This is a genomic window from Flavobacterium granuli (assembly GCF_031456055.1).
GTDB classification, from domain to species: domain Bacteria; phylum Bacteroidota; class Bacteroidia; order Flavobacteriales; family Flavobacteriaceae; genus Flavobacterium; species Flavobacterium granuli_A.
In genome coordinates this window covers 453,126-479,079 of record NZ_JAVDTX010000002.1, presented here as the reverse complement: position 1 = coordinate 479,079, position 25,954 = coordinate 453,126, and the positions used below count along the sequence as shown (strand labels likewise).

Here is a 25,954-nt window from a genome sequence, read left to right as displayed (position 1 = left end):
GATTTTTAAATTATTGAACGACAAAATTACAGAATTAGATTTTTATATACGTTAAATAAGGTTTAAAACGAATTCGATTTAAAATCTGTTTATGTTATTTTTGCATTTTAAATACTAAAACCCCGCGCAAACAATGCCAAAAAATAGTTTACCTCCCATAGCCAAAGTAATCCCTAAGAAATTAACAAAATTTGGCGAAGTCAGAATCGATAATTATTTTTGGTTAAATGACAGAGAAAACCCCGAGGTTATTGATTATTTGAATCAAGAAAACGCCTATTACCAAGAAAAAACGGCTCATACCAAAGATTTTCAAGCAGTTCTTTTTGAAGAAATGAAAAGTAGAATTAAGGAAGATGATCAATCAGTTCCTTATTTGTATAACGGTTATTATTATATCACTCGTTTCGAAAAAGGTCAAGATTATCCAATTTATTCCCGAAAAAAAGAAAGTCTTTCGGCAAAGGAAGAAATACTCTTCAATTGCAATGAAATGGCAAAGGGTAAGCCTTATTTTCAATTAGGGATTTTAAGTATTAGCCCTGATAATAAACTGGCGGTTTTTAGTTATGATATCATTGGGAGAAGAATTTACACCATTCAGATAAAAAATCTGGAAACCAATGAGATTTTAGAGGATAAAATTGAAAACGTTACCGGAAGTGCGGTTTGGGCGAATGATAATAAAACGATTTTTTATTCGGATCAGGACGATGTTACCTTGCGTTCGCATAAAATATTTAAGCATAAATTAGGTGCAAAGCAAGCCGATGATGTGTTGGTTTATTTTGAAGAAGATGAAACTTTCAATGTGGAAATTGCAAAGTCAAAGTCAAATAAATATTTGGCTATTGAATCGGATAGCACTTTAACAACTGAATACCAAATTCTGGATGCCGATAATCCTGATGGGGAATTTAAGATTTTTCAAAAAAGGGTTCGAGGAATGGAATACAGTATCAGTCATTATGGGGATAGTTTTTATATTATGACCAATAAGGATAAAGCAGAGAACTTTAAACTGATGAAAACTTCTGTGAATAAAACTTCAAAATCCAATTGGGTAGAAGTTATTGCACATAGAAATGATGTTTTGCTTGAAGATATTGAAATATTCAAAGACTTTTTGGTAGTTGAAGAACGTGAAAATGGTTTGAATAAAATAAGAATTATGCCTTGGAGTGGAGAAGGAGAGTATTATCTTCCTTTTGAAAGCGAAACTTATACGGCATATACGACTTCTAATGTTGATTTTGATACTGATATTTTGCGTTACGGATATCAGTCGATGACAACGCCTTCCTCTGTTATTGATTTCAATATGAAGACTAAAACCAAGGAAGTAAAGAAAGAACAAGAAGTGCTTGGAGGAGAATTTGATAAAAATAATTATACCGAAGAACGTGTTTGGGCAACAGCAGAAGATGGAGTTAAAATTCCAATTTCGATGGTATACAAGAAAGGTTTAAAGAAAGATTGCAAGAATCCGCTGCTTCAGTATGCATATGGTTCTTATGGGCATTCTATGGATGCTACTTTTTCGACAACTCGACTGACTTTATTGGATAGAGGTTTTATTTTCGCTATTGCACATATACGTGGTGGGGAAGATTTGGGAAGACAATGGTATGAAGATGGTAAGCTGTTGAAAAAGAAAAATACATTTACAGATTTTATAGATTGTTCCAAATTTTTAATAGCCGAAAAATATACTTCTCCAGAACATTTATATGCAGAAGGTGGTTCAGCCGGTGGTTTATTGATGGGAGTTATTGTAAATAATGCTCCTGAGCTATACAATGGAATTATAGCGCAAGTAGCTTTTGTGGATGTTATTACTACGATGCTTGATAATAGTATACCGCTTACAACAGGAGAATATGATGAATGGGGGGACCCAAATATAAGGAAATATCATGATTATATGTTGTCATACTCTCCGTATGATAATGTTTTAGCCCAAAAATATCCAAATATGTATGTGTCAACAGGATTGCATGATTCTCAGGTACAGTATTGGGAACCAGCTAAGTGGGTTGCTAAATTACGTGCTTTAAAAACTGATGACAATCTTTTGTTTTTGGATACAAATATGGATGCAGGTCATGGTGGAGCGTCTGGTCGCTTTGAAGCTATTAAAGAATTGGCAAAAGAGTATAGTTTTTTATTAGATTTAGAGAAAATTGAAATCTAATTAGATTTTTTTTGTTAGATTTGCATCATATCGGGGTGAATTAAAAAAATGCTCTCAGATAAACTATTTTTTTATGAAAGAAGAAATAAATGCTTATAATAATGTTTTAGAGTTAATAGGTAATACACCTCTTATTAAACTAAATAATATAACCGAGAATTTAAAAGGTAATTTCTACGCTAAAGTAGAATCCTTTAATCCGGGTCATTCTTCGAAAGATAGAATCGCTTTATATATTATCGAAGAAGCAGAAAAGCAAGGGATTTTATCGCCAGGCGATACCATAATCGAAACTACATCAGGTAATACTGGTTTTAGTTTGGCAATGGTAAGCATCATAAAAGGGTACAACTGTATTCTTGCGGTAAGTTCAAAATCTTCAAAAGATAAGATTGATATGTTAAGGAGTTTGGGTGCCAAAGTTTATGTTTGCCCAGCACATGTTTCTGCAGATGATGATAGATCTTATTATAATGTAGCAAAACGTTTACATGAAGAAACTAAAGGGTCAGTTTATATCAATCAATATTTTAACCAATTAAATATTGATGCACATTATAAATCGACTGGGCCAGAAATTTGGAAACAAACAAATGGTAAAATAACGCATCTTGTAGCTTGTAGTGGAACTGGAGGGACAATCTCTGGGACGGCCAAATACTTAAAAGAGCAAAACCCTAATGTTAGAATTCTTGGAGTTGATGCTTTTGGTTCTGTATTGAAAAAATACCATGAAACTAAAGAATTTGATAATGATGAAATTTACCCTTATAGAATTGAAGGGTTAGGGAAAAATTTAATTCCATCAGCTACAGATTTTGATATTATAGATAAATTTATAAAAGTATCAGACGAAGAAAGTGCTCACTCTGCAAGAGAGGTTACTAGAAAAGAAGGGTTATTTGTTGGTTATACTTCTGGAGCAGTAATGCAAGCAATTAAGCAATACGCTGAAGAAGGAGAGTTTGATGAAAATAGTAATGTTGTGGCTATTTTTCCTGATCACGGTTCTCGTTATATGAGTAAAGTGTTTAGTGATGAATGGATGAATGATCAAGGATTTTTTGATAGCATTAACGAAGAAGAAGTTCAAAAAATCGAATTTATAAAATAAGATTCAACCTTTTAAAATATTAAACTCCAGTTCTGAACTGGAGTTTTTTTTTGTTTAAAATTAGGATGCTTTTAGAATTAGAGTAAGATTTTTTTTAAAATAATTTGGTTCGACATTTTAAGATAGAGTAAGGGAGTTTTCGTTTTTTGATTTTTGTATAAAGTAATTTAAAACAGTATAAACTTGTTGTTTAAATAGCTGTAAAGTTGGTTTTATTAATAGTATAATAATGATTGTGAAATATCTTTATTTTTTTTGGTGAATTTAACGAGTATTTTAACTCTTAGTCGGAATATTTAGGTAGAGACATAATCAAGTGATAGTTTTGGAATTAACAAATGAGGTACATCATTTATAGGTAATGAAAAAAAATATTACTTCTTAGTATTCTGTAAATTCAAATCAGAGTTCAAATTCACAAAAGTTGAAGGTTAAATAAATATTTTGTTATTAGTAAATTACAAAGGCTGAACTTAAATATTCAGTCTTTTTTTTATAAAAAAAAAAACTCTAGAATTTCTAGAGTTTTAATTGTTTTGTATAGTTGCAAGAATTACTCTTCCATTGTATGATAAACGTTCATCACGTCATCATCTTCTTCCATTTTTTCAATTAATTTTTCAACATCGGCCATTTCGGCTTCGGTTAATTTTTTAGTTATTTGTGGAATTCTTTCAAAACCAGAAGACAATATTTCTAATTTTCTACTCTCTAATTCTTTTTGAATAGTCCCAAAACTTCCAAAAGGAGCATAAATTAAAATTCCGTCTTCGTCCTCGAAAACTTCTTCAGCTCCAAAATCAATTAGTTCTAACTCTAATTCTTCTGGATCAATTCCGTCTTTTGGGATTCTAAAATTACAAGTATGGTCAAACATAAATTCTACAGAACCTTGAGTTCCCATAGTTCCATTACATTTGTTAAAATAGCTTCTAACGTTTGCAACAGTTCTATTGTTGTTATCTGTAGCGGTTTCAATTAAAAGTGCGATTCCGTGAGGAGCGTAACCTTCAAATAATACTTCTTTATAGTTGGCAGTGTCTTTATCGGTTGCTTTTTTGATAGCACGTTCGACATTATCTTTAGGCATGTTGGCTGCCTTTGCATTTTGAATAACGGCTCTTAATCTTGAATTGGCTTCAGGATTTGGACCACCTTCTTTTACTGCCATTACGATATCTTTACCAATTCTAGTAAAGGCTTTGGCCATTGCTGACCAACGTTTCATTTTTCTACCTTTTCGGAACTCAAATGCTCTTCCCATTTCTTATAGTTATTTTGAACCGCAAAAATACAGCTATTCCTTATTTTTCCAAAAGCCTATTGAAAATCTTTTGCAAAATAGTGTGTTATTAGTTCGTTTTATTTTGTTTTATTTTGTTTTAATGTTTTGTAATCAGCTATAATGGCTATTGCTTCATTAAGATAGTGATTGGATTTTAAATTATCGAGTTGCATTTTGTTATACTCGATAAGTGAAGGGTAAATTTCAAGCAATGATTTGTTGTATTCTGAATTGGATACGTTTAAATTCAATTCATCAGTTTTGAAATTACTTATTTCATCTGATAAATTATTAATATTATTTTGGTTTTCAAAAACTGCTTCCAAAGTCATCGGGATTTCAAACTTAGATTTCTTTATAACAGCATCAATCTTTGAATTGAGATCAATAATGGAATTGAAATAAGAATCTTGAGCTACTCTATTTCTACTTTTTATTGCAAGAGATTCAATTAATTCATTGCTTACATAGGGTGTAAAACGAATTCTTGTGTTTAAACTTTCATTTTTTAAAGCCGTCGGGAATCCACTTTCTTTTTGAAAAACATCTTGATAAATAGTTGGAATTTGTACATCTGGTATAACACCAACAGCCTGATGACTTTTTCCTGTAATTCTGTAAAATTTACTAATGGTTAGTTTTACAAAATGTTGGTCGTCATTTTTTTCTAAAGGAACAATAGTTTGCATGGTAGCTTTTCCTAGAGAAGTACTTCCTATCAAAAGTGCTCGGTTGTAATCTTGCATGATTGATGCGAAAAATTCGCTTGCTGAGGCTGAATTACCATTGATTATAATAACAATAGGCCCTTTGTAAATCACGCCTCTATATGGATCGTTTATAACAGATAATTCTTTTTTGTTATCAACTACAATGGATATTGGTCCGTAGTCAATAAACAAACCAGCTAATTTTACCGCTTCTTCCATAGATCCACCACCATTGTCTGTTAAATCAAGAACCAATCCCTTGATGTTGTCCTTCATTAATTTAATGGTTTCTTTGGCAACATCTTGAGCGCAACCTTTACTGTTTCCTCCTTCAAAATTAGAATAGAAACTTGGTATTTTTATGTAGCCTATTTTGATGTCTTTATCAATTATAAAGCTATATACCGTGTTTTCTTCATCTTTTAAAATTTGTTTTTCAATATTAACCTTGAAGCTTTTTCCTGAATTCCTTTTGATAGTCAATGTTATATTAGTATTCAACTCCGAGGACATCAGAGTCGCTATAGATTCTAAAGAGGCACAGGAAACTTCAAGTGTTTCTTTTTGATTAGAAACTGCAACAATTTGATCCCCTTTTTTGATTCTTCCAGTTTTAAATGCTGGTCCATTAGGGTCGATTTCGTCTACAATAATTTCGTTTTTGTCATTTAGACTGACGTCTAGTCCTAATGAAAGCTTTTCTTTTGATAAAGTTGATACAAAGCTGGATTTGGTATCGTTGCTAAAATAATTGGTGTGTGGGTCAAAATAATTGCAAAAAATATTAAAAAAATTGTCTTCGAATGTTTTGTTATCAGATAATAATACATTGATTTTACAAAGTTCATTTTCAAGAATACTCTTTTTGGATGTATGACTCATCGAGATAAAATTAAGTTTCAACGAATCTAAGTTTTTGCTTTTTTCAGAGATATCATTGAATACTTCAAACCTGATTTTTTTGTTTAATGCTTTCTCAACTTCATTCTCTTTTAAATAGAAATTAGAATCCCTTTGTTTGAATCGAATTGTGTCTTTTGTGTTGAAATCAATAGTTTCACGGTTGAGTTTTTCAAAAATTGATTTATTTCTTAGTAATGATTTTTTATATTCGTTTTTAATGTCTGAAATAAAAAAACAATCTTTCTTTAAGATGAGATTGTCCAAGTTGAGTCGGTATTTTTTGGATAATGTGTCAACTTGTGATTTTAAAAAAATGTTCCTAGAGGGATCCAATTCATCAAATAACTCATCAAAAAGATAAGCCGATAAACTGTCGTTTACCGGCTTTGGGCTAAAATGCTCTTGTTGGAGTAATTTATTTATTTTGAATAAAATGTCACAACTTGTATCACTATTTTGTGCAAATAGAGAGAATGTGAAAAAGAGAAATACAAATGTGATTTTTTTCATAAATAATTATTTTTTATAAAAAGGGAGTTTTACCACTTTGGCAGGAACATCATTTTTTCTGATTCTGATATAAATATCACTATCTACTGCACTATTTAAAGTTGTAACATAACCTAATCCAATTCCTTTGTTCATAGAAGGAGACATGGTACCAGATGTTACAATTCCAATTACAGCTCCAGAACCATCAACTATTTCATAGTCATGTCTCGGTACTGCGCGTTCTTGCATCTCGAAAGCTACTAATTTTTTTGTTACACCTTCTTCTTTTTGCTTTTTTAAATTATCAGAATTAGTAAATTCTTTGTTGAATTTGGTAATCCATCCTAATCCAGCTTCAAGAGGTGACGTTGTATCGTTAATATCGTTACCATACAAACAGAAGCCCATTTCCAATCGCAAAGTGTCTCTTGCGGCTAAACCAATAGGTTTGATATCATAAGCAGCTCCAGCCTCAAAAACTTTGTTCCAAATTGCTTCTACTTGGTCGTTCTTGCAATAAATTTCAAATCCACCCGAACCTGTATAACCTGTTGCAGAAATGATAACATTAGGGAAGCCTGCAAAATCTGCTACTTCAAAATGGTAATAAGTAATAGCTGATAAATCTATAGACGATAATGACTGCATAGCCTCAACCGCTTTTGGTCCTTGAATTGCAAGCAAAGAATACTCATCAGACAGATTTTTCATCTCAACACCCAAATCATTGTGCGACGAAATCCAATCCCAATCTTTTTCAATATTTGAAGCATTTACAACAAGTAAATATTCTTCTTCTTTCATTTTGTAGATAATTAAATCATCTACAATTCCGCCGCCATTATTAGGTAAACAAGAATATTGGGCTCTTCCAATAGTCAAAGTCGCAGCGTCATTTGAAGTTACTTTTTGGATCAAAGCCAAAGCATTTGGACCAGAAAGTATAAACTCTCCCATGTGCGACACATCAAAAACACCTACTGCATTTCGAACCGTTTCGTGTTCTGCATTTACCCCTTCATAAAGAATTGGCATATTGTATCCAGCAAACGGTAGCATTTTCGCTCCCAAACCCTCGTGTATGTGCGTTAAAGCAGTATTTTTCATTGTTTTTATATATAATTATTAAAGTGCTAATTTATAGTTTTTATTTTGCTTGGCAAAGCCTATAAATGTTGAAATGCTTTTAAAATAAATACCTTTTATTAACAATAGATAATTTACAAATAAAAAATTATTTGACAGAATGAAAAATAGGTGTTTTGAGGTTAAAATTGAAAATAAATAAATGAACTTCCGCTTTCTTGAGACCATATCAGTAATAACATTATTGAGGACCATGCTATTCCAAGTTTCCACCAACTCAGTTGATGTGCGACATCGAGAACTTTAGTGTTTCTCATAAACCAATGTGTGACTATTATCGCGGGAACTATTATAGAAACCTTAATAATCGCTAATGTGGTCAATAATGCTTTACCATCAGTTTCGGTACCAGACATTGAAATTAACATTTGCCATGCTTTAGAAAATGTATCTGAACGGAAAAATACCCATGTAATGTTTACTAATATGAAAGTAAGTAGTGCGTAAAAAAATCCAACCCATCCACTGTCTTTTGTTGTATTATTTGATTCAGTATTATTGTCTTTTTTGCGATCACTAAGATATTTTTCAATCCATAAATAAAGTCCATGCAAACCACCCCAAGCAACAAATGTCCAGTTTGCACCATGCCAAAGTCCTCCTAATAGCATAGTGAGCATTAACGCATAATATGTTCGGAATTTACCATGACGATTTCCTCCAAGAGGAATATACAAATAATCTTTAAGCCAACTTGATAATGTAATGTGCCAGCGTCTCCAAAAATCTGAAAAGCCAATTGCAGCATATGGGTAATTAAAATTTTGTGGCAATACAAAACCTAAACACAATGCTACTCCAATGGCACAGGTAGAATATCCGGCAAAGTCTAGGAATATTTGGCCAGAAAAAGCTAAAACACCTATCCAAGCATCTAGTGCGGGTAAAGCGTCATTAGAATTAAATACCGCATCGGAAGTAGATGATAGCATTCCATCGGCTAAAACTACTTTCATAAACAAACCTAATGAGAGTAATAATAAGCCATCAAACATTTGCTTTTTTGAAGCAATTCTTTCGGTTTCAAATTGGGGAACCAGTTGCGGAGGACGTACAATGGGCCCTGCAACTAAGTGTGGAAAGAACGTCACAAACAATGAAAAATCTAACATTGATTTTACGGGTTCACTTCTTTTATGATACATATCGATAGTGTAGCATAAAGTTGTGAAGGTATAGAATGAAATCCCTGCCGGAAGTATTATGCTAGGTGTTGCTGGATGATATTCAAGGCCTAAAAGATTGACAAACGTAACAAAATTATCAAGTAAGAATGTACCATACTTAAAAAAGCAAAGCATTCCTAAGTTGCCGATTAAACTAATTACAAAAAGGAATTTTTTCTTATGTGGATTGACTTGAGTGAAAAGTGCTTTACCAACAAAAAAATCAATCACTGTAGAAAGCCATAATAACAATATAAATGGAGGATTCCATGCAGCATAAAAAATATAACTAGCAATAAGTAAATTAAATTTTTTGAACTTCCATGAAATGGGAAGATGGTGTAAAGCAAGTATAATTATAAAGAAAGCTACAAATGTATAGGAGTTGAATATCATAATTGTAGAGTATTAATTTAATTTTTGATATTTAGAAACTGGAAATTCCCAACCTTTTTCATTATTGAGAATTTGAATGAAATGTTGAGTGAATATTTTAGCATCTGTAGGACTTAAATGTGAAAATTCAGGACAATTAAGGTTTGCAATTGCTGGGTAATCTTTAAAATGAATTCCGGGACAATTGGTTATTTGTAGTAATTTGCTCCAATATTTTTCTTTTGGGAACGCCATATTTTCACCTTCATAATAAGGCCCACTTGAAGGTGTTCTGACAAATATTACTTCACCGCCACGAGACTTTATTTTGTCTATAGCTATTTTTACGGATGTGAAAATGGCGTTTAACTCTTTTTCCTGCATTGGAGGCGCATGCTTATTCAATTGACTAAAAAAATACCAAACTCCTTTTACTTGATTACATAGTTTAGGGTCATTAGCAAAATCTTTTGTCATTACTGTTTGCCTGTCAAAAGTATTTCGACTAAATTTCCAAGGAAATATTGGCATCATGAATACTCCAGGTCGACTTGGAATTTCCATTGCGTTTAATTTTGCATTAAGGGAAAAAAAATCTTTGTCGAGAAATACAAAAATAGACTCCAGTGGTTTGTTTAATGCGAAACTAGCTTGTTGGGCTGGAGTTCTGTCATGGTAGTATTTAATGTTTTTAACTGGTTCATCAATATTAGGTGGAGCATTTGAAAAAAATAATCCTTCAGTTACATCTATGATAAGTTTGCCTTTAAAATTGGGATCATTTGCTAAATCTTCTAGTATCGGTCTAGGACAAGTACCTTCAATTGCTAATTGCACCGCATCAAAACCGGTTTGATTTTTCCATGTTGTAATGTCCAGATCATATTTGTTTCTTGAGGAACCAATAAAAACTACAGTTGAACTTGGCGATTGGTAGACTTTTTCTCTAGTATAAGACCATAAGGGAGGGCCGTCATCATAAGAATTGTTTACGCCAAGATTTCGAAGATACATTTCCCAGCATAGTACCACACAAACTGTTATGATTACCATTAAAACTGCTGATTTTAAAAGAGATTTGTTTTCCATATATTATTTAAATTAAAATTTATTTTTGGTTATATGGTGAATTGTGATTTTTATAATCATCGAGCAAATTGATAAAAGTCTTTATGAATTACCAATAGGTACATTGTAATGACGGAAGGGGAGTCCTTAAAAATCAATCTATTAAATTCATCTCGTTTGGGGTAGAGATAGTTTATTTGTATTTAATAGATGTTTTAACAAAAATACTGAAAATTAATTATATAAAATCGTAAATATTTGATTTTTAATTGATTGTGAAATTGTTTTTTAACAGTTTAATCATATGCTAAAAAATGCTTTTGTATCAGTAATAGAAGTATTCAAAATGCGCATCAATTTTAATAGTTGGGGGAAAAATAAGTCTTAAAATAGCTATAGGTTTTGGATTATTTTTATTTGTTTTATGTAATTGAAAAAGAATAGAATAAAATTATTATTTTAAATTAATACTTTAAATAATAGGATTAATTTATGATTATCCTTTTGTGAAAAAGAATACTATGTTTTTTAGATTTTAATACTTTAATTTTTACTTTCAATAATCTCTTTTATAATATTGAAATGATGTTTAGTATGTATTTTAATAAATCGAATTGTTTGCTTCAGATTCAATTGTCCCATGAAAGGATGTTCAAAATAATTATTTGCTGAAAGAGTGCTTAATTTTTCTAGGTTAGTTTTTCCTTTTTCAAGATGATTGATTAATGAATTGGTAGTGAAATCCTCTTGCGGTCTAACCATTCTTGGTGCTTTGACTTTTCCTCTTGGAATTTTATTGAGTGTAAATACTAGAAAGCGATTAAAGTTGAAAGTTCTCTTGTAATTGTCCGGATTTGATTTATGAATGGATTCAACAACCAAGTTCATCGTTAGTAAAACATGCTCAATATGCCAGCCTACAGAAGATTTTGAAACTATTGGGTTGAGTAGTTCTTGATTGGGAATTTTGCTTTCTAACTCAATCATTAGTTTATTTAGTTCTTCCATAGTAGTTTTAGTTCAGTTTTTTTGAATTTTAGTAAGTTTTAGAAAATGATACCAAAATGTGAATTCGATACGAATTTAGATTTCAGAAAAGTAAATGTAACACAGATTTCAAGAAAATCATTGGTTACGTAAAATAAATGATAAGAGTACTATTTTTCGCTTCTTTGCTCAACAAGCAATTCAAGGTTTTTTTGTTTGATGGGGGTTCTGTATTGAATACAATACGGAGTATGGTATTGATGATTTTGGAGGAAATTAATTTGTATCTCGTTCCATTCGGGTACGCTTAAATTTGGGTTTGTATGTTTTATTTCATAATATAGATTGGTTCCAATACGCTCAAAACTATCTGTTCCAAGATATTCTAAGTCGGCGTCGGCCAGTATAGATTCCAATTTGGTTTTAGGCTCTTGAGGAATAGCGGTAGCCTGAATCATTCCAGCAATGATTTCAATTTCGCTTTTTGTATATCCGAATTGAGGTAACTTATGTTGGGCAAGTTTGATGCTGACTTCTTCATGTCCATCAGCAACAGAATTGATAAATCCGGCATCATGAAATAGAGCTGCTGTTTTTATTAATATAATATCTTCTTCAGGAGTGTTTTCTTTGTTAGCAATATATTCAGCCATTCTTATAACATGTTCGGTATGTTTCCAATCATGATAGGTTAAGAAAGGGGCTAAGTTCTCTTTTAGTGAATTAATAACTGTATGACACAATAAATCCCAATTTTTCATATACTAATGCTTGGCTTTATTTCTTAATATACCACCTCTTGCTTCTTTGATGTATTGAATATACATAAAGGCATGTGGATCCAATTGGCTAACTTCTTCTTTTATTCTCAGTAATTCTAAGCGGGTAACAACTGTTATTATAATGTCACAATCTGTTTTTTCATGGAATGCATGCGGTAAATAACCTCTTTCTCCCTTAACGACTGTAATTCCTTTGCCAAATTGTTGTACAATTAATGATTTTATCGCCTCACTTTGGGATGAAATAATATGCAAAGAAGTGTATTGTTCTATTCCATGGGCAACATAATCCAAACATTTAATTGCCGAAAAATAAGTAACGATAGAGTACAAAGCGGTACTTATTCCAAACGACCATGCCGCGCATAGAAATAGTGTTGAGTTTATTCCGAAAATAACTTCTGATACGTTAAGACCAATTTTTCGTGTAGTCAATAACGCAAGTATTTCGATTCCATCTGCTGCTGCACCACTGCGAATGACAAATCCCATCCCCATTCCGATTAAGCATCCTCCAAATAGAGCAATCAACAAATGATCAGATGTTACGGGCTGAATGTCAATAAATGTCATACTTAGTGATATCAATATGAAGGTGATTAAACTTTGTATGGCAAAAGTTTTACCTAGAATAGCCTTCCCAATAAATAAAAAAGGAATATTTAAAACCAATACTAAAATGCCAAAAGAAATGTGTGTGATTTCATGAATGAGTATTGAAGCCCCAATAACTCCGCCGTCCAAAAATTTATTAGGAATCATAAAACCTTTTAATGCTAAGGTGATAAATGCAACTCCAACCAAATTGAGAATGATATTTTTCAGTTCGAATATTTCTTTCCAGTCAATGGGTTCTTGGTTGAATTTCATATTTTCTTTGGTTTTGAGAGTGAAGTTAGTGTAAAAATACGTGTATTGTGTTTAAATACAGTTGGTTATAATTGTAAATTTAAGAAAAATACTTCTTTTGAATTCTTATTTTTTATTTATTTTTTGAAAAAGCTGTTTTTAGGCCTTTTGTTTTCATATTTTCTTGTTATTTGTTAATTTTTAAATTTAAAAACGTTAAATTTGGTTAATACTTTTGAAAAATGTAATAAAAATCTAATTTTTACTTTCCTCAAATCGACTTTTTAACCTATAAATTTTATTGGAATTAATTAATCTTTTAAATCTAAAATTTATGAGTAAAAATGTTCAGATAGTTTTGACTGTTGATGCCAATAGTCTCTATCAAATGTCGAATCCATCCCAAGAGGAAATTGATACCGTGACTACTTTATCGGATGATAATGACGGAATTTCTGAAAATGGAAAAGTTCAAGATTTTACATCTAATGTATACCTTGGACATAACGTAGAATGGATAGGCTCAACCACAGACAATGGTTATTCTGTGGCAATAGACCGAATCGTTTATGATTTTGATTTGAATGATCCTAATGATAAGTGTTTTTTGGAAGATGATATTACTATTATGGGAACAGGAGGTTCTAATAGCAAAGTTGTAGCTACGATTAAAGACCAAGTTGAAATGGCCAAAACGCAAAATATTTATAAAATAGAATTTAGTATTCATTATAACGATGGGGCTAAATCGTATTTGATAGATCCTAAACTAATAGCAAATGGATGATATTAAAAAAGTTATTTAGTCATTATATTAACATCACAATTTATTTAGGACTATTGTTTTTTCAGCAAATTGTTGTTTTTGCACAAGATCAAAAAGTAGCAGATAGTCTTGTGAAAATTTATAAAACAAAGAAGCTTAATAATTCTGAAAAAATGGAATTGTTGAGGAATTTGTCATTTAATGAAAGTGATAACTTTGAATTATCATTAAAATATGCCGAGGAGCTCATTACTTTATCAAAGGCTGAGAAGAACTATTTGTATTTGTATAGGGGATATAGTCAAAAAGGAAATAAAAATCGAATTGTAGGGAATTTTAATATTGCACTAGACTCTTATTTCAAGAGTATTGATGCAGCAGGAAAAGCAGACTATATAGTAGGTGAAGGATTGTCTTATATGAGTATTGCCGATGTGTATTCCAACATGGGTAGCATTGGGAATGCAGAGTTGTACTATGATAAGGCTATTCAAATTTTAAGAAAAACAACTAATCGACTTTCGCTGGCAACTGCTTTATTAAATGCAGGAGATGAATATTCTAAGAATTTAAAATTCAATTTGGCTTTAAATTATTTTGATGAGGCTGGGATTATATTCAAAAAGGAAAATTATCTCATAGGTATTGCCTATACTTTAGGAAATAAAGGAATGGTTTTTGCTAAGCAAGGGAATGATGAATTGGCAATCAAAAATATAAGTGAAGCCATTTCAATTTTAGAAAAACAGGAAGATTATTACGGTATATCGGATTATCTCATCTATATGTCCGATATTTATTTTAAGCGAAAAGAATGGAAAACTGCTCTTGATTATGCAAGAAGAAGTTTGGACATTGCCCAAAAGAAGGGGTTGAAAGATCAAGTCCAAAAGTCGAGTTTAATGCTTTCTGAATTGTATCAACAAGCGGGTAATATACCGGAATCATTTACCTATTATAAAAAATATATTACCTATCGAGACAGTGTCAAAAACCTGGAAGAGGTGGAGAAAATGGGAAATTTGAGAACTAAGTTTGAGGTTTCAAAAAAGCAGGCAGAAGTTGATTTGATGACTCAACAAAAACGAACCCAAAAAATAATAGCCATTTCTTCCATAGTTTCATTTGTTCTTGTTTTCTTTCTGGCTGTTGGCTTGTTCAGAAGATATCGTTTTATAAAAAAAACGAATAGTATCATTGAAGCTGAAAGAAAAAGATCAGATACATTATTATTGAATATCCTTCCCGAAGAGACAGCATTGGAGTTAAAAGAAAGCGGGAAAGTAGTAGCCAAAAGATTTGAATCAGTTACCGTTTTGTTTACCGATTTTGAAGGATTTACGCAGTATGCAGAAAATTTGTCACCGGAAAAACTAGTAGAAAGTATCGATTATTATTTTTCAAAATTTGATGCAATTATTGAAAAGTATGATTTAGAAAAAATAAAAACATTGGGGGATTCCTATATGTGTGCAGGTGGATTGCCTTTTCCTACAGCAGATCATGCTCATAAAATGATTTTGGTAGCTCAAGAAATTTTAGAATTTGTTCAACATTCGAACAGGGAAAACCCACTGAATCATACACGTTTTAACATTCGTATTGGAATTAATACAGGTCCTGTAGTTGCAGGCGTAGTAGGCACCAAGAAATTTGCCTATGACATTTGGGGCGATACTGTAAATATCGCTTCTAGAATGGAATCGAATTCAGCTCGAGGAAAAATTAATATTTCTGAAAATACATTTGCCATTGTTAAAGACTCTTTCGATTGTGAGTATAGGGGAGAGATAGAGGTCAAAAATAGGGGGATGCTGAAAATGTATTTTGTGAATAACACAAATCATATCAATGGAAAATTTTAATTAAGGAGACAAAAAAAGACTTTTTATCTCCCTAAATACATTACTATCTATTCTATTGGTATTTTTGAAGCATTGGTGGAAAGCCACATGTCAAAATTTTGTAGTTCAGGATTTAGTTCCTTTGCAAAAGTTTCATTTCTAGCGTTATTGAATTCGTCATTAAAATCTCTTTTGAACTGAAACATATTACCCAAATCATCTGCACCTGGAAATCCAAAATTACGATACGCTTCTGGGGTTACGGGATTAAAAAGTACTTTTTTGTCCAATGCTTTTGATAGTTTTTCTGCCATTTCTTTCCATTTAACTTTTCTCCTGCAATACCAACCGTTTTTCCAATCAATTCTTTTCCTTTTTTGAAAATTCCGTAAGCACATTTGCCAATATCTTCTGCTGCTATGGCTGGCAATTTTTTGTCATCCATTGGGAATGCAATATAGTAATTGCCGTCTTCTCCTTTTTGTGGTCCCATACCAAAATGAATTAAATTGTCCCAATAAAAAGAAGTTCTTAAGAAAGTAGTTGGTAATCCAGCTTCGGTAAAGAAGTGATCAGCTTCTCCTTTTCCGTCAAAGTGTGGTACTTTGTATTTACCGTGTAGCGTTGGCATTCTATCATCATCTAGCCTCATCCAGTTTCTGGTATCTTCTAATGTTGACCAGATGGTGTGTTGCAAATGAGATTCTCTCGCAGCTTCGATAAAGTTTTTTACTTCCTGTTGTTCTTTTTCAACTGAGAAATGGTCCCAGAAAAAAGTAACGAAATAAACACCATAAGCACCTGCTATAGCTTTTTTGATGCTTTGTATGTTGTCAATGTCAGCTTCTACGACTTCGGCGCCTAATTTTGATAATGCTTTTGATTTTTCTGAATTGGCATCTCTGCTTACTACCCTTACAGCAAACTCACTAGTTGCATCTGCCAAAATAGCTCTGGCAAGTCCGCCTGTTGCACCAAATACGGTTATTATCTTTTTATTTTCCATTTTTATTATTGCTTAAATTTTTAAACTATTTTGTGTTTAAAATGACATATAAAGATAAATAAAATAATTAATTAATTACTTGATCTTTAAGTAATTGTGCTTTGTTGAGCACTAGTTTTTAATACAAAAAAATAGTCCCTCAACATTGGTTCGCTGAGGGACTATTTTGAAACTAAGTTTGATTAAAAATTCTACTATAAAAGTATTATTTTTTGGAAAATAAATTTTGAACTACCCAAGCAGGACCAATCATTAAAAATTGAATATCTTTTAGGAATGATGGTTTTTTACCTTCAATGTTATGACCATAAAACTGTCCAATCCAAGCAACCACAAAAACACCAATTGAAAAAGCCCAAAGAGGAACAAATTGTCCAATGTAAAAATTAAGAATCAAACAGAGGAATGAAAAAATAGCTATTTTAATTGCCATTACAACAGATAATCTTAAGTAAAATAGTAAAACAAATAATATAACAACCACGGCCCAATTTTCTATTATTGGTTGGTTGAGGTGTAGTAAATTATTCAAAAAAGCGCTTGGAATACTCATTAGCAAACCAACAATTGAAAAAAATATTGCAGGAACACAAATGTAATGTATAGCCTTGTTTTTTGGATTTTGATGACTTACTGCGTATTCTTCAAACCATTGATCTAATGTTTTCATATTTTATATTTTTTTTACTAATTTATAAAATAATAATCAATGGATGAAAAAGTGCTAAAGTATTTTTTCTAAGACCATAAATTCCAAATGTTGGTCTGTAATAATAGAATCTGAATCATTGAGTAGGAAAGGCTCTCTTACTCCTGTATCGACGTATCCATGTCGTTTATACCATTCAATTAATTTTTCCCTAATGGTAATAACTGTCATTACAATTTTGGGCAAACCTAAAGATAATGCGTGAACTTCGGCTTCCTGCAACAGTTTTTTTCCAAGGCCTCTATTTTGCAATTCGGGTGAAATAGATAGCATTCCCAGATAGAGTTTGTTTCCTTTATTGGAAAGCAAAACGGATCCAATGATTTGGTTATTTTCTGTATATTTTAAAATTGTATTTTCTTTATTTTTAATAATTTCTTCTAATTCATCTAAAGTAATTCTTTTACCTTCTAAAAGGTTAGCTTCAGTGGCCCATCCCTTTTTAGAAGTTTCACCACGGTAGGCGGAGTTAATTAATTTTTCTAAAGTAGAAACGTCTTCTAGGGTTGCAATTGTAATCATGGCGCTAAAGTATATTCTGGTTTTGATTTTAAATGATTTAGTGGATTTAAATATCTTATTTTTTTCTTGTTATTGATATGATTTGTATTTCGGGTTTGAAATATTGTTCCTGTTCGGGATGAAGTAGTTGAATCTTTTTTACGATTTCCATGCCTTTTATGACTTTACCAAAAGCTGCAAATCCTTGCCCATCCTTGTTTCTTTTACCGCCAAAATCTAAAGAAGGTTGATCATTTATACAAATAAAAAAATTGGTGGTAGCCGAATTGGGTTTGTCTCTCGCCATAGAAAGTGTTCCGTTTTTATGAGTCAATCCAGTTTGTTTTGTAGTTTCAAGCGGGATGGGTGCAAATGTTTTTGTAGAATCAATTTCACCTCCCTGTATGACCTCAATCTTTATGGAATCTTTGGGTTGATTGTTTAGTGTTACAGCTCTAAAGAAGCTAGTATTGTCATACAAATCTGCATCGACATACTTTAAAAAATTGGCTACCGTAATCGGAGCTTTTTCTGGATATAATTCTATTGTGATCTTACCCATTGACGTGGTGATGTAGCATACTTCTTTCTTTTGTGCCACAGCCGATACGACCACAAAAAGCATTATTAAAAAGGTTAGGAGGATTTTTTTCATCTTTCGATATGTTTGTGCTTCATTTTTAATATGTCTTTGGCATGTTTTTCAAAGATAAAAAAGGATATGTTTAAAAATGAACAGCTTAGTTGATTTTTGATGTTGTTTAAATTAAAGATGTGTTCGATTTTTTTGCGTGAGTGATGGCAGTGGAGCTCTTTTTTTGATCCCTTTTTTTGAGGGATCAAAAAAAAGCGGGAACGTACAGCACGACCCGCAGTTTTTATGAAGGGGCACGCCCAAATGAAATTTTATTGACCAGTTACTGCAGCTGGTGGAGTAGTTTCAGCAGGGGTTTCAGTGGTTGCTGGAGGTGAAACAATATAATTTGGAACAACTTGTGGAGTTGCAGGTTTTTCGGCTGCTACTGGAGAATTTAAAGGTGATCCTACTGGAATATCACAACGATGCCCAGGTTGACCGTGAGGAGGATTCATTCCTTTTGCTGTTTTCGCAGGGGTCATGGTTGTTGTTGTAACAGTTTGTCCCGAATTTGGAACAACTTGAGACGCTGTAGAATTAGTGGCAACAGGAGAATTCAAAGGTGATCCTACAGGGATGTCACAACGGTGGCCTGGCTGACCATGAGGAGGATTCATTCCCTTGGCTACTTTTACTGGAGCAGCAACTGTTTGTGTTTGTGTTTGTGTTTGTGGCTGAGTTGCTGTATTTTTATTTACATCATTTTGCTGATAAAGGATACTGGGTTGAGGTGCAGCAACCGTTTGATTTGTTTGTGCATTGGCTACTTGAGTAAAAGGAACAACAACTTTAGGAGTTTGGTTTTCCGTTTCATTTTTGCAAGAAATCAATACAAATGCTATAATGAATAGGGGAGTTAACAAATTTTTCATGATTTGATTTATTGGTTTTTACAAATTTAGGATTTTTAATAATACATCACGAAATTAAGATTTAGTTCGATAGCCTTTTATTTTTACAAAGCTTTATTGAGACAAATTGTAACAATCGTACTTGACAGGTTGAGACATTTTGTACTCCTGTGTTTGTATTTTTGTCTATGAAAATAATCGTATCATTCCTGTTCATAGGCTTTTTTTACAATCTGTTTTCCATCTACGGTAACTATTATAAAATAAAGCCCTTTAGCTATTTTTTTAGATAAAGGTAATTCAAAATTATATTGGCCTTTTTGTTGATAGCTAGGGTTTTGGTCAAATGAAATAATTTTTTGTCCCAAAGTATTAAATAAATCAATTTTGACATTAACATTTTCGCTTAAAACATAGTTTACATTTAATGTATTTTCATTAGTGTAAACATTAAATTGATTTTCTTCTTTTTTAGTGCTTGTAGATACCATTTTGCTTGTTCCACTTTTTGTTATACTAAATTGGTCAACTACAGTTCCAGTGCTTGCTAGGTATTTACAGGAAAGATTATCACCACTGATATCTATCACCAATGAACAATTATTGACGTTGTTATTAAAGTACATACAAGGCATTGGGTAACCGGATTGTGTTCCCTCTGGGCTTTGCCCTGATGAGCCGCATACTGCATAAACAGTTCCGTCATAAGGTGTAGTTTTTGTAAAGTTATTGGTAGCAGTACTAACCTTCATGGCTTGTGTAAATGTAGAAGACAATCCAAAATGACCTTTAATCAAATAACTTCTTTCATTGCTGTGCGAATGGCCAGAAAGAACTAAATCTACATGATAACTTTCTAACAACGGAATAATATTAGTGCGCATGTTTTTTAGTTCAATGTCTGTGTTGCTGTTATGGGCGCTCAATGAGTAGGGAGGGTGATGAAAATAAACTACAGTCCATTTTTGGCTATTAGCTGCCAAATCATTATTGAGCCATTGATACATGGGACTTGTGTTAGTATTTAAGGCTCCATAACTGTCCAACGAAATAAAATGAATGTTGCCATAATTGTAGGAGTAATACTTAGGAGAATTGGATGCAACACCTCCAGCTTCTGCATTTTGTGGTAAAGAAAAAATAGAGAAGTAAGGGAAATTTGTGGTAAGTGCATTTGTGCTTTGATAAGTAGCACTGCCATAGTCGTGATTTCCGGGAGAGGGAAATAGGGGAATGCTTTTAAATTGGTCTGGATATTGTGTAAACACATTGTTTTGAAATTCTAAATCCGTTCCTGTAGAATATGCATTGTCACCCAGCCAAATCCATAAGTTGGTTGGAGTTGTTCCAGTGTAAGCGTTGTAAGCGTTGCGAACAGCGACTTGTTGTGTAGAACCGTTTCCAAAATCGCCAATAGCCCAGATACGGACTGGTGCTGTGCTTCCTACTAATGGAGCGGTATAAAAATTATTTTTTGTATCGCCTTGCAATTTTTGAGATGAAGTGCCTATTGAATAGAAATAGTTTGTGGCAGGAGTTAATCCAGTTAACGTAACAATGTGTTCTGTAACCATAGCTGCATCGCTGGCTGTGTTACCATAAGTAGTGCTTGTTCCGTATTGTACAGTACTATTACAAGGCAAATCGGTACGCCAACGAATGGTAATTCCATTAGGAGTTAGTTTTTGTAGGTAGGCTCCACGCGTAACGACTGGTGTTGCTGCAGTACTCGAAGCATTTAAGCGTGCATTAAAACTGATATCGGTACTGGATGCTGCCTGTTGATGAATCTCAACAGCCATAACATTGTTGCCCGAAACAAGAGCATTTGTATTTAATGCAGTTGAAATCCATGCTGATTCATCTGTGCCACCAATGGCAACTGGCGATAAAGTGTTATAAGCAATCGTTGTGGTTGGCATGTTGTTGCGAAATACTTCGTTTCCGTTTATATAAACGACAATTCCATCATCTCGTACCACATCTAATGTAAGTGTTTTGTATGTAGCTGCATTGGTAACATTGAATGATTTTCTGAAATAAGTAGTTATGTATTTTGCGGTTGAAGAAGGGCCATAACTCACCACTGTTGTTTCGCCTCCATCTCCATAGCCCAATTCAGCATTTCCACTTGCCCATGCGGTATCATTAAAAGCAGTAGCTCGCCATGCTGTACCCTGATTGGTACCGTTGTCCAAATATTTCCATGGTGAGTTTGCTGCTATGAGATTTTCGTTTGCTGCAGCAAGTGTTGTGAAATTTACTATAGCACTATATGCTCCTGTAACGGAACATACCGCTTGTATCTTAAATTCATAGATACTATTGGCGGTTAATCCTGCTAACGATTTTGAGGTAGTTGTAGCAGTAGTGGTTGTCCATGTTGAATTTCCAATTACTCGGTATTGAATGTTATAACTTGTAGCTCCTGAAATTGACGACCAAGAGAGGGAGGCTGTTGTTGCAGTTATTGATGATGCAGTAAGAGAAGATGGTGTTGCACAAGTTGCAGAAATTGAAGTTGCATCCAATTTTAAATTAAAACTTAAATCGCTACTGTTTATAGCCGACTGATGAATTTCAACTGCCAATACATTATTTCCAGTAACAAAAGAGGAAGGATTTAATGTGAATGTATAAAAAGTAGATTCGTTTGTTCCGCTAACAGCTGAACTTGCCAATTTTCTATAATCAATAGTTCCTGTTGGCATATTGCTTCTTGCGACCTCAACCCCATTTAAATATACAACCGCGCCATCATCACGAAGCAGACCTAATGTGAACGTTGAATAATTAGCTGGTGCTGATACAGTAAAAGCTTTCCTGAAATAAGTAGTACGGTACCTATTGGAAGCATTTGGGCCATATTTCACGATTGTGGCTTCTCCACCGTCACCATAACCTAATTCGGCATTTCCGCTTGTCCAAGAGGCATCATTAAAAGTAGCTGCACGCCATGCGGTACCTTGATTGCTTCCATTGTCTAAATATTTCCAAGATGCATTTTGAGTAATAATGGAAACTGTTTGGGCGATAACTGTAGTAAATAATAATACAAATAATAGAGTAAAGTATATCCTTTTCATAATCACCAGATATTAAATTAAAACTTCTGCGAAATCAACTATAAAGTTACTTAAAATCAGGTGTTTACTATTTTGTTTTCTGTAATAATTTGTGTGTATTGTATATATTTGATTAAATGTAAGTAATTGTTTATTAGTAGTTTAGGTTTAAGATTGTTTTGAAAATATAATTGTATTCAAATGTGATTTCATCAACATTCACAATTTTATTATATAAAAAAACTACAAAGTAAAGTTTCCTTTTCTTTGTAGTTTTTGATTGTATTTAAATGCAGAAAATTAGTCTTTTTAATCTTCCTCAATTTCAAATTCGGCGTCTTTTTCCCAAATTTCCATTTCGCAGGGCTTGCAATTGAATTTTAGTTTGTATTCCAATTCTCCCTGTTTCAGTACCAATGGCTCTTTCAGTTTGGTTTCCATAGTATCTCTATGGTATTTTGGACATTTGGCTAGCTCATATTTGATACAATATTTGGTAGTCATCACACGAGATTTTCCAGGATCCCATTGTAATTCAAATGCTTTTTCAATTTCGGTTACTCCATGTCGCTCATAAAATTTACGAGCTAATTTGTTGGAAACATTATACATGAAATCCAATTTGGTTTCAGGATAAGGATGATAAGTTTTTTCGATTTTACGTTCTTCGCGTTTGTAATTTTTCAAACGAATTTCAGATAATTGTTCGTAAACGGTTCTGCGCATTTCATTGATTTTTGAAATAGGCAAAAACCAATTATCAGTAAACTGAACGGCTATTTCATCAGCTGTGTAAGGCGTAAAACCTGTTTTGGCCAATTGCGCTTTGATGTTTTCTTCAATGGATTGATTATTTTTGGTTTGTTCTTTTGGATGAGCCAATTGAACTGAACTCATATTTCCATCTTCATCGGTGGCAAGTAACTCAAAACCAGTTTCGTTTTCGAATAGCAATAAAGAGGTGCTTATTTTTCGAACTGCACTGTCTTCACGTTCTACTATTTTTATAAAAGCAGCATCATTGTTTCTGTAAATAAAAGTGCCTTCTTTGACTTCTTTTAGAACATTAGGATATGCTAAACCATTTTCTACTTTATTTACATAAATACCATCGGCTTCGTTATTTTCATTGATATAGCACAAACCATCGCCATTGTTCAATACGTGACCATTTTCAATTTCGTATGCATTTCCAACTGTTCGTATTAATTTACCGATGTATTGCCCTTTTGATTTTGGGCTTTCCCAAGAACCAATAGTAGCATGACGTTCATTAACAAAATAATCGGTATATCCTCGGTTGAAAGTACGATTCAAAGCTGAATCAAAAGTATAAGTACATTTTCCAGAAGAAGCTTTGGTGTATTTATCGTTATCTGCCAAGAAAGCATCTAGTTTTTGTCTAAGGTAAGAAACGTTGTTTTTTACATAGACGATATCTTTTAAACGGCCTTCGATTTTGAAAGAGCAAACACCAGCTTCAACCAAATTTGGAATTTCGTTTGAAACGTCAAAATCTTTGATAGAAAGTAAGTGAGTGTTTTTAATCAAAGTTTCTCCGTGACCATCGATGAGGTTGTATGGTAAGCGGCAGTTTTGGGCACAAGAACCACGATTGGCGCTACGTTCCCCATTGGCTACACTCATATAGCAGTTACCACTGAAAGAAACACATAAAGCTCCGGTTACAAAGAATTCCAACTCAACATCAGTTGCGTTGCTGATTTCTTTGATTTGATGTAAGTTTAATTCACGAGCCAATACCACACGTTTGATTCCGGCATCAGATAAAAACTTCATTTTGTCGGCATCTCTATTATTGGCTTGTGTACTGGCGTGTAATATGATTGGAGGTAAGTCCATTTCCATAATAGCCATATCCTGAATAATCAGTGCATCGACACCAATGTCATACAATTTCCAAATCATCTGACGACAAGTTTCCAATTCATTGTCGTAAAGAATGGTATTCATAACCACAAAAACGGGAACATTGTATAAATGGGCATATTGTACCAATGCAGCAACATCTTCAATTGAGTTGGTTGCATTAGAACGGGCACCAAATTGTGGAGCTCCAACATAAACAGCATCAGCACCACTGTTTATGGCTGCGATACCATGAATTAAATCTTTTGCAGGGGCTAATATTTCTACTTTCTTCTTCATCAGTTGATGATCATTTTATAATTTCTAAAAAGCTATTTGCTTGTGTATTCACAAAAAGCGTGCAAAGTTCTTATAAATATTCCGAGATTTCTAACTCAAAAGGATTTTTTTTGAATTGAGGATGAAAAAGTAGGATTTGTAATAAATGAAAAAGAAATGTAATGGCATGTATAATGGCTTACCGATGTTTTGTCTTTTTTATTCAATCAACTTTAGTTTTCTAAATGCTTCTTTGGTTGAATTTAATCGGATTATAGGAAATTCATCCATATTGGTTTCTTCTTTTTCAACATTGGTTGCAAAAAAATAAACCGAATTGTTAGTTTCTAAGTAGCCGACTAACCATCCGTTGTTGATGTCATTTCTCATACCCCAGCCAGTTTTTCCACTTAAAGTATAACTTTTAGTTTTTTCTATTATCATGATGTCTTTCATGACATTTTCGGTTCGTTTAGAAATTGGCAATTTAGAAAAATACAATCTTTCCAAAAAATCAATTTGTTGCATTTGTGAAATTTTTGATTTTCCTTGTAACCAAAAATTATCAATAGTCAGGGTGTCGAAAACCATTCCAGGATAATTCAATTTCTTTAGATAGGTTTTCATTCGATTAACGCCAATTTTTCTTGCTACTTCTTGGTAACAAGGAACGCAAGAAGCACGAAATGCTTCTTTGAAAGTTAAATCTTTTTCCCATTTTTTAAAATTTCGTTTTTCTCCATTCCATTTGAAAATGACAGAATCGTTTTTGATCACTCCCGTTTCTAAAGAGATGATCGAATTTGGAATTTTAAAAGTAGATGCTGGAATGACTCCCATTTTTGCCCAAGAAAAATCATTGGAATAATAAGTTTCACTTTTTATATCATAAATCAAAACGGCTCCTTTTACTTTTAGGCTGTCTAGAATAATTCCAAATTCTGGTTTTAAAACTTCGTGTGTATTTCTGTTTGTTATTTGGGCTTGGATATTCCCATTTGCAAATGCAACTAGGCTTAAAAGGATTATTATTTTTCTCATTTTAATTTTGGTTTTATTTTTAGTTTAGTTTAGTTTAGTTTTTTGAAAAAAGCAATATAATGCGAATTTACTTTAATTTGTTTTCTAAAACCAGCTATAATTCATCTGTTTATAGTCTTAAAACTTATGTGTTTTAATTACAGTTGGGGGTTGGTAATGATTACGGGAAGTAATCCTTCCAGGGAGAGGACTTTTCATTTAAATAAAATGTTTTTGGTTTGCAGTATGTTACGTGAGGGATAGTAGGGAGCTACAGAAGTAGCCCGGATAGCCGACCGCAATAGGGAAAGGGGCGAATAAAGACCAACATTAGTC

21 protein-coding genes are annotated in these 25,954 nt (G+C 32.8%); 4 read left to right on the top strand and 17 right to left on the bottom strand.

The window, feature by feature from the left end; translation table 11 throughout:
- The first annotated feature begins 133 nt into the window (after positions 1 to 133).
- Positions 134 to 2,194, top strand: coding sequence for a S9 family peptidase (locus J2W95_RS06320; RefSeq protein WP_310005093.1), 2,061 nt, complete (start codon positions 134 to 136; stop codon positions 2,192 to 2,194).
- Between the two features lie 73 nt (positions 2,195 to 2,267).
- Complete coding sequence (gene capA, locus J2W95_RS06315) at positions 2,268 to 3,308, top strand: cysteate synthase (RefSeq protein ID WP_310005091.1); 1,041 nt, start codon at positions 2,268 to 2,270, stop codon at positions 3,306 to 3,308.
- Positions 3,309 to 3,861: 553 nt separating this feature from the next.
- On the opposite strand, the gene J2W95_RS06310 is transcribed toward capA, so the two are convergent.
- From J2W95_RS06310 to J2W95_RS06275, 8 genes are all read right to left on the bottom strand, one after another.
- Positions 3,862 to 4,572, bottom strand: coding sequence for a YebC/PmpR family DNA-binding transcriptional regulator (locus tag J2W95_RS06310; RefSeq protein WP_310005089.1), 711 nt, complete (start codon positions 4,570 to 4,572; stop codon positions 3,862 to 3,864).
- A 98-nt stretch (positions 4,573 to 4,670) separates the two neighbouring features.
- Positions 4,671 to 6,716, bottom strand: coding sequence for a S41 family peptidase (locus J2W95_RS06305; RefSeq protein ID WP_310005087.1), 2,046 nt, complete (start codon positions 6,714 to 6,716; stop codon positions 4,671 to 4,673).
- 6 nt (positions 6,717 to 6,722) lie between these two features.
- On the bottom strand, positions 6,723 to 7,805 hold the full coding sequence (gene gcvT / locus J2W95_RS06300; protein WP_310005085.1) for a glycine cleavage system aminomethyltransferase GcvT: 1,083 nt from the start codon (positions 7,803 to 7,805) through the stop codon (positions 6,723 to 6,725).
- 161 nt (positions 7,806 to 7,966) lie between these two features.
- Complete coding sequence (locus J2W95_RS06295; protein ID WP_310005084.1) at positions 7,967 to 9,406, bottom strand: MBOAT family O-acyltransferase; 1,440 nt, start codon at positions 9,404 to 9,406, stop codon at positions 7,967 to 7,969.
- Between the two features lie 12 nt (positions 9,407 to 9,418).
- Positions 9,419 to 10,474 (bottom strand): hypothetical protein, encoded by a 1,056-nt coding sequence (locus tag J2W95_RS06290; protein WP_310005081.1) that lies wholly within the window; start codon positions 10,472 to 10,474, stop codon positions 9,419 to 9,421.
- 522 nt (positions 10,475 to 10,996) lie between these two features.
- On the bottom strand, positions 10,997 to 11,461 hold the full coding sequence (locus J2W95_RS06285) for a DUF1569 domain-containing protein (protein WP_310005078.1): 465 nt from the start codon (positions 11,459 to 11,461) through the stop codon (positions 10,997 to 10,999).
- Positions 11,462 to 11,610: 149 nt separating this feature from the next.
- Entirely contained in the window at positions 11,611 to 12,201 is a 591-nt protein-coding gene (locus J2W95_RS06280) for an HD domain-containing protein (protein ID WP_310005076.1), read from the bottom strand.
- A 3-nt stretch (positions 12,202 to 12,204) separates the two neighbouring features.
- The gene (locus tag J2W95_RS06275; RefSeq protein ID WP_310005073.1) at positions 12,205 to 13,092 is read right to left on the bottom strand and encodes a YitT family protein; all 888 of its coding nucleotides are present in this window, start codon (positions 13,090 to 13,092) and stop codon (positions 12,205 to 12,207) included.
- 313 nt (positions 13,093 to 13,405) lie between these two features.
- Between J2W95_RS06275 and J2W95_RS06270 the strand changes: the two genes are divergently transcribed.
- Complete coding sequence (locus J2W95_RS06270; protein ID WP_310005071.1) at positions 13,406 to 13,858, top strand: hypothetical protein; 453 nt, start codon at positions 13,406 to 13,408, stop codon at positions 13,856 to 13,858.
- Positions 13,855 to 15,702, top strand: coding sequence for an adenylate/guanylate cyclase domain-containing protein (locus tag J2W95_RS06265; protein ID WP_310005069.1), 1,848 nt, complete (start codon positions 13,855 to 13,857; stop codon positions 15,700 to 15,702). The genes J2W95_RS06270 and J2W95_RS06265 overlap by 4 nt, the downstream gene beginning before the upstream one ends.
- Positions 15,703 to 15,749: 47 nt before the next feature.
- On the opposite strand, the gene J2W95_RS06260 is transcribed toward J2W95_RS06265, so the two are convergent.
- The 9 genes from J2W95_RS06260 to blaOXA form a co-directional block, all read right to left on the bottom strand.
- A complete protein-coding gene (locus J2W95_RS06260) occupies positions 15,750 to 15,995 on the bottom strand; it encodes a hypothetical protein (protein WP_310005067.1) in 246 nt (81 codons plus the stop codon).
- Positions 15,941 to 16,687, bottom strand: a complete 747-nt coding sequence (locus tag J2W95_RS06255; RefSeq protein ID WP_310005065.1) for an NmrA/HSCARG family protein — start codon at positions 16,685 to 16,687, stop codon at positions 15,941 to 15,943. The genes J2W95_RS06260 and J2W95_RS06255 overlap by 55 nt, the downstream gene beginning before the upstream one ends.
- A gap of 205 nt (positions 16,688 to 16,892) precedes the next feature.
- Complete coding sequence (locus tag J2W95_RS06250) at positions 16,893 to 17,357, bottom strand: Mpo1 family 2-hydroxy fatty acid dioxygenase (RefSeq protein ID WP_310005063.1); 465 nt, start codon at positions 17,355 to 17,357, stop codon at positions 16,893 to 16,895.
- A gap of 54 nt (positions 17,358 to 17,411) precedes the next feature.
- Positions 17,412 to 17,918 carry a GNAT family N-acetyltransferase gene (locus tag J2W95_RS06245; protein WP_310005061.1) on the bottom strand — a complete coding sequence of 169 codons (507 nt, stop codon included), beginning with the start codon at positions 17,916 to 17,918 and terminating at the stop codon, positions 17,412 to 17,414.
- Positions 17,919 to 17,973: 55 nt separating this feature from the next.
- Positions 17,974 to 18,552: a peptidylprolyl isomerase gene (locus J2W95_RS06240; protein ID WP_310005059.1), complete on the bottom strand. Its 579-nt coding sequence runs from the start codon at positions 18,550 to 18,552 to the stop codon at positions 17,974 to 17,976.
- A gap of 251 nt (positions 18,553 to 18,803) precedes the next feature.
- Positions 18,804 to 19,406, bottom strand: a complete 603-nt coding sequence (locus J2W95_RS06235) for a hypothetical protein (protein ID WP_310005057.1) — start codon at positions 19,404 to 19,406, stop codon at positions 18,804 to 18,806.
- 182 nt (positions 19,407 to 19,588) lie between these two features.
- The gene (locus J2W95_RS06230; RefSeq protein ID WP_310005054.1) at positions 19,589 to 22,471 is read right to left on the bottom strand and encodes a metallophosphoesterase; all 2,883 of its coding nucleotides are present in this window, start codon (positions 22,469 to 22,471) and stop codon (positions 19,589 to 19,591) included.
- Between the two features lie 288 nt (positions 22,472 to 22,759).
- Positions 22,760 to 24,619, bottom strand: coding sequence for a peptidase U32 family protein (locus J2W95_RS06225; RefSeq protein WP_310005052.1), 1,860 nt, complete (start codon positions 24,617 to 24,619; stop codon positions 22,760 to 22,762).
- 198 nt (positions 24,620 to 24,817) lie between these two features.
- Positions 24,818 to 25,639, bottom strand: a complete 822-nt coding sequence (gene blaOXA / locus J2W95_RS06220) for a class D beta-lactamase (RefSeq protein WP_310005049.1) — start codon at positions 25,637 to 25,639, stop codon at positions 24,818 to 24,820.
- Between the last annotated feature and the right edge of the window lie 315 nt (positions 25,640 to 25,954).

Excerpts from the sequence above, each read along its gene's own strand:
- J2W95_RS06310 (WP_310005089.1), bottom strand. The coding sequence starts at position 4,572 with ATGGGAAGAGCATTTGAGTTCCGAAAAGGTAGAAAAATGAAACGTTGG.
- J2W95_RS06250 (WP_310005063.1), bottom strand. The coding sequence starts at position 17,357 with ATGAAAACATTAGATCAATGGTTTGAAGAATACGCAGTAAGTCATCAA.
- J2W95_RS06280 (WP_310005076.1), bottom strand. The coding sequence starts at position 12,201 with ATGAAAAATTGGGATTTATTGTGTCATACAGTTATTAATTCACTAAAA.
- J2W95_RS06305 (WP_310005087.1), bottom strand. The coding sequence starts at position 6,716 with ATGAAAAAAATCACATTTGTATTTCTCTTTTTCACATTCTCTCTATTT.
- J2W95_RS06240 (WP_310005059.1), bottom strand. The coding sequence starts at position 18,552 with ATGAAAAAAATCCTCCTAACCTTTTTAATAATGCTTTTTGTGGTCGTA.
- J2W95_RS06275 (WP_310005073.1), bottom strand. The coding sequence starts at position 13,092 with ATGAAATTCAACCAAGAACCCATTGACTGGAAAGAAATATTCGAACTG.
- J2W95_RS06225 (WP_310005052.1), bottom strand. The coding sequence starts at position 24,619 with ATGAAGAAGAAAGTAGAAATATTAGCCCCTGCAAAAGATTTAATTCAT.
- J2W95_RS06245 (WP_310005061.1), bottom strand. The coding sequence starts at position 17,918 with ATGATTACAATTGCAACCCTAGAAGACGTTTCTACTTTAGAAAAATTA.
- blaOXA (WP_310005049.1), bottom strand. The coding sequence starts at position 25,639 with ATGAGAAAAATAATAATCCTTTTAAGCCTAGTTGCATTTGCAAATGGG.
- gcvT (WP_310005085.1), bottom strand. The coding sequence starts at position 7,805 with ATGAAAAATACTGCTTTAACGCACATACACGAGGGTTTGGGAGCGAAA.
- J2W95_RS06255 (WP_310005065.1), bottom strand. The coding sequence starts at position 16,687 with ATGGAAAATAAAAAGATAATAACCGTATTTGGTGCAACAGGCGGACTT.
- J2W95_RS06290 (WP_310005081.1), bottom strand. The coding sequence starts at position 10,474 with ATGGAAAACAAATCTCTTTTAAAATCAGCAGTTTTAATGGTAATCATA.
- J2W95_RS06285 (WP_310005078.1), bottom strand. The coding sequence starts at position 11,461 with ATGGAAGAACTAAATAAACTAATGATTGAGTTAGAAAGCAAAATTCCC.
- J2W95_RS06230 (WP_310005054.1), bottom strand. The coding sequence starts at position 22,471 with ATGAAAAGGATATACTTTACTCTATTATTTGTATTATTATTTACTACA.
- J2W95_RS06265 (WP_310005069.1), top strand. The coding sequence starts at position 13,855 with ATGATATTAAAAAAGTTATTTAGTCATTATATTAACATCACAATTTAT.
- capA (WP_310005091.1), top strand. The coding sequence starts at position 2,268 with ATGAAAGAAGAAATAAATGCTTATAATAATGTTTTAGAGTTAATAGGT.
- J2W95_RS06235 (WP_310005057.1), bottom strand. The coding sequence starts at position 19,406 with ATGAAAAATTTGTTAACTCCCCTATTCATTATAGCATTTGTATTGATT.
- J2W95_RS06260 (WP_310005067.1), bottom strand. The coding sequence starts at position 15,995 with ATGGCAGAAAAACTATCAAAAGCATTGGACAAAAAAGTACTTTTTAAT.
- J2W95_RS06295 (WP_310005084.1), bottom strand. The coding sequence starts at position 9,406 with ATGATATTCAACTCCTATACATTTGTAGCTTTCTTTATAATTATACTT.
- J2W95_RS06270 (WP_310005071.1), top strand. The coding sequence starts at position 13,406 with ATGAGTAAAAATGTTCAGATAGTTTTGACTGTTGATGCCAATAGTCTC.
- J2W95_RS06320 (WP_310005093.1), top strand. The coding sequence starts at position 134 with ATGCCAAAAAATAGTTTACCTCCCATAGCCAAAGTAATCCCTAAGAAA.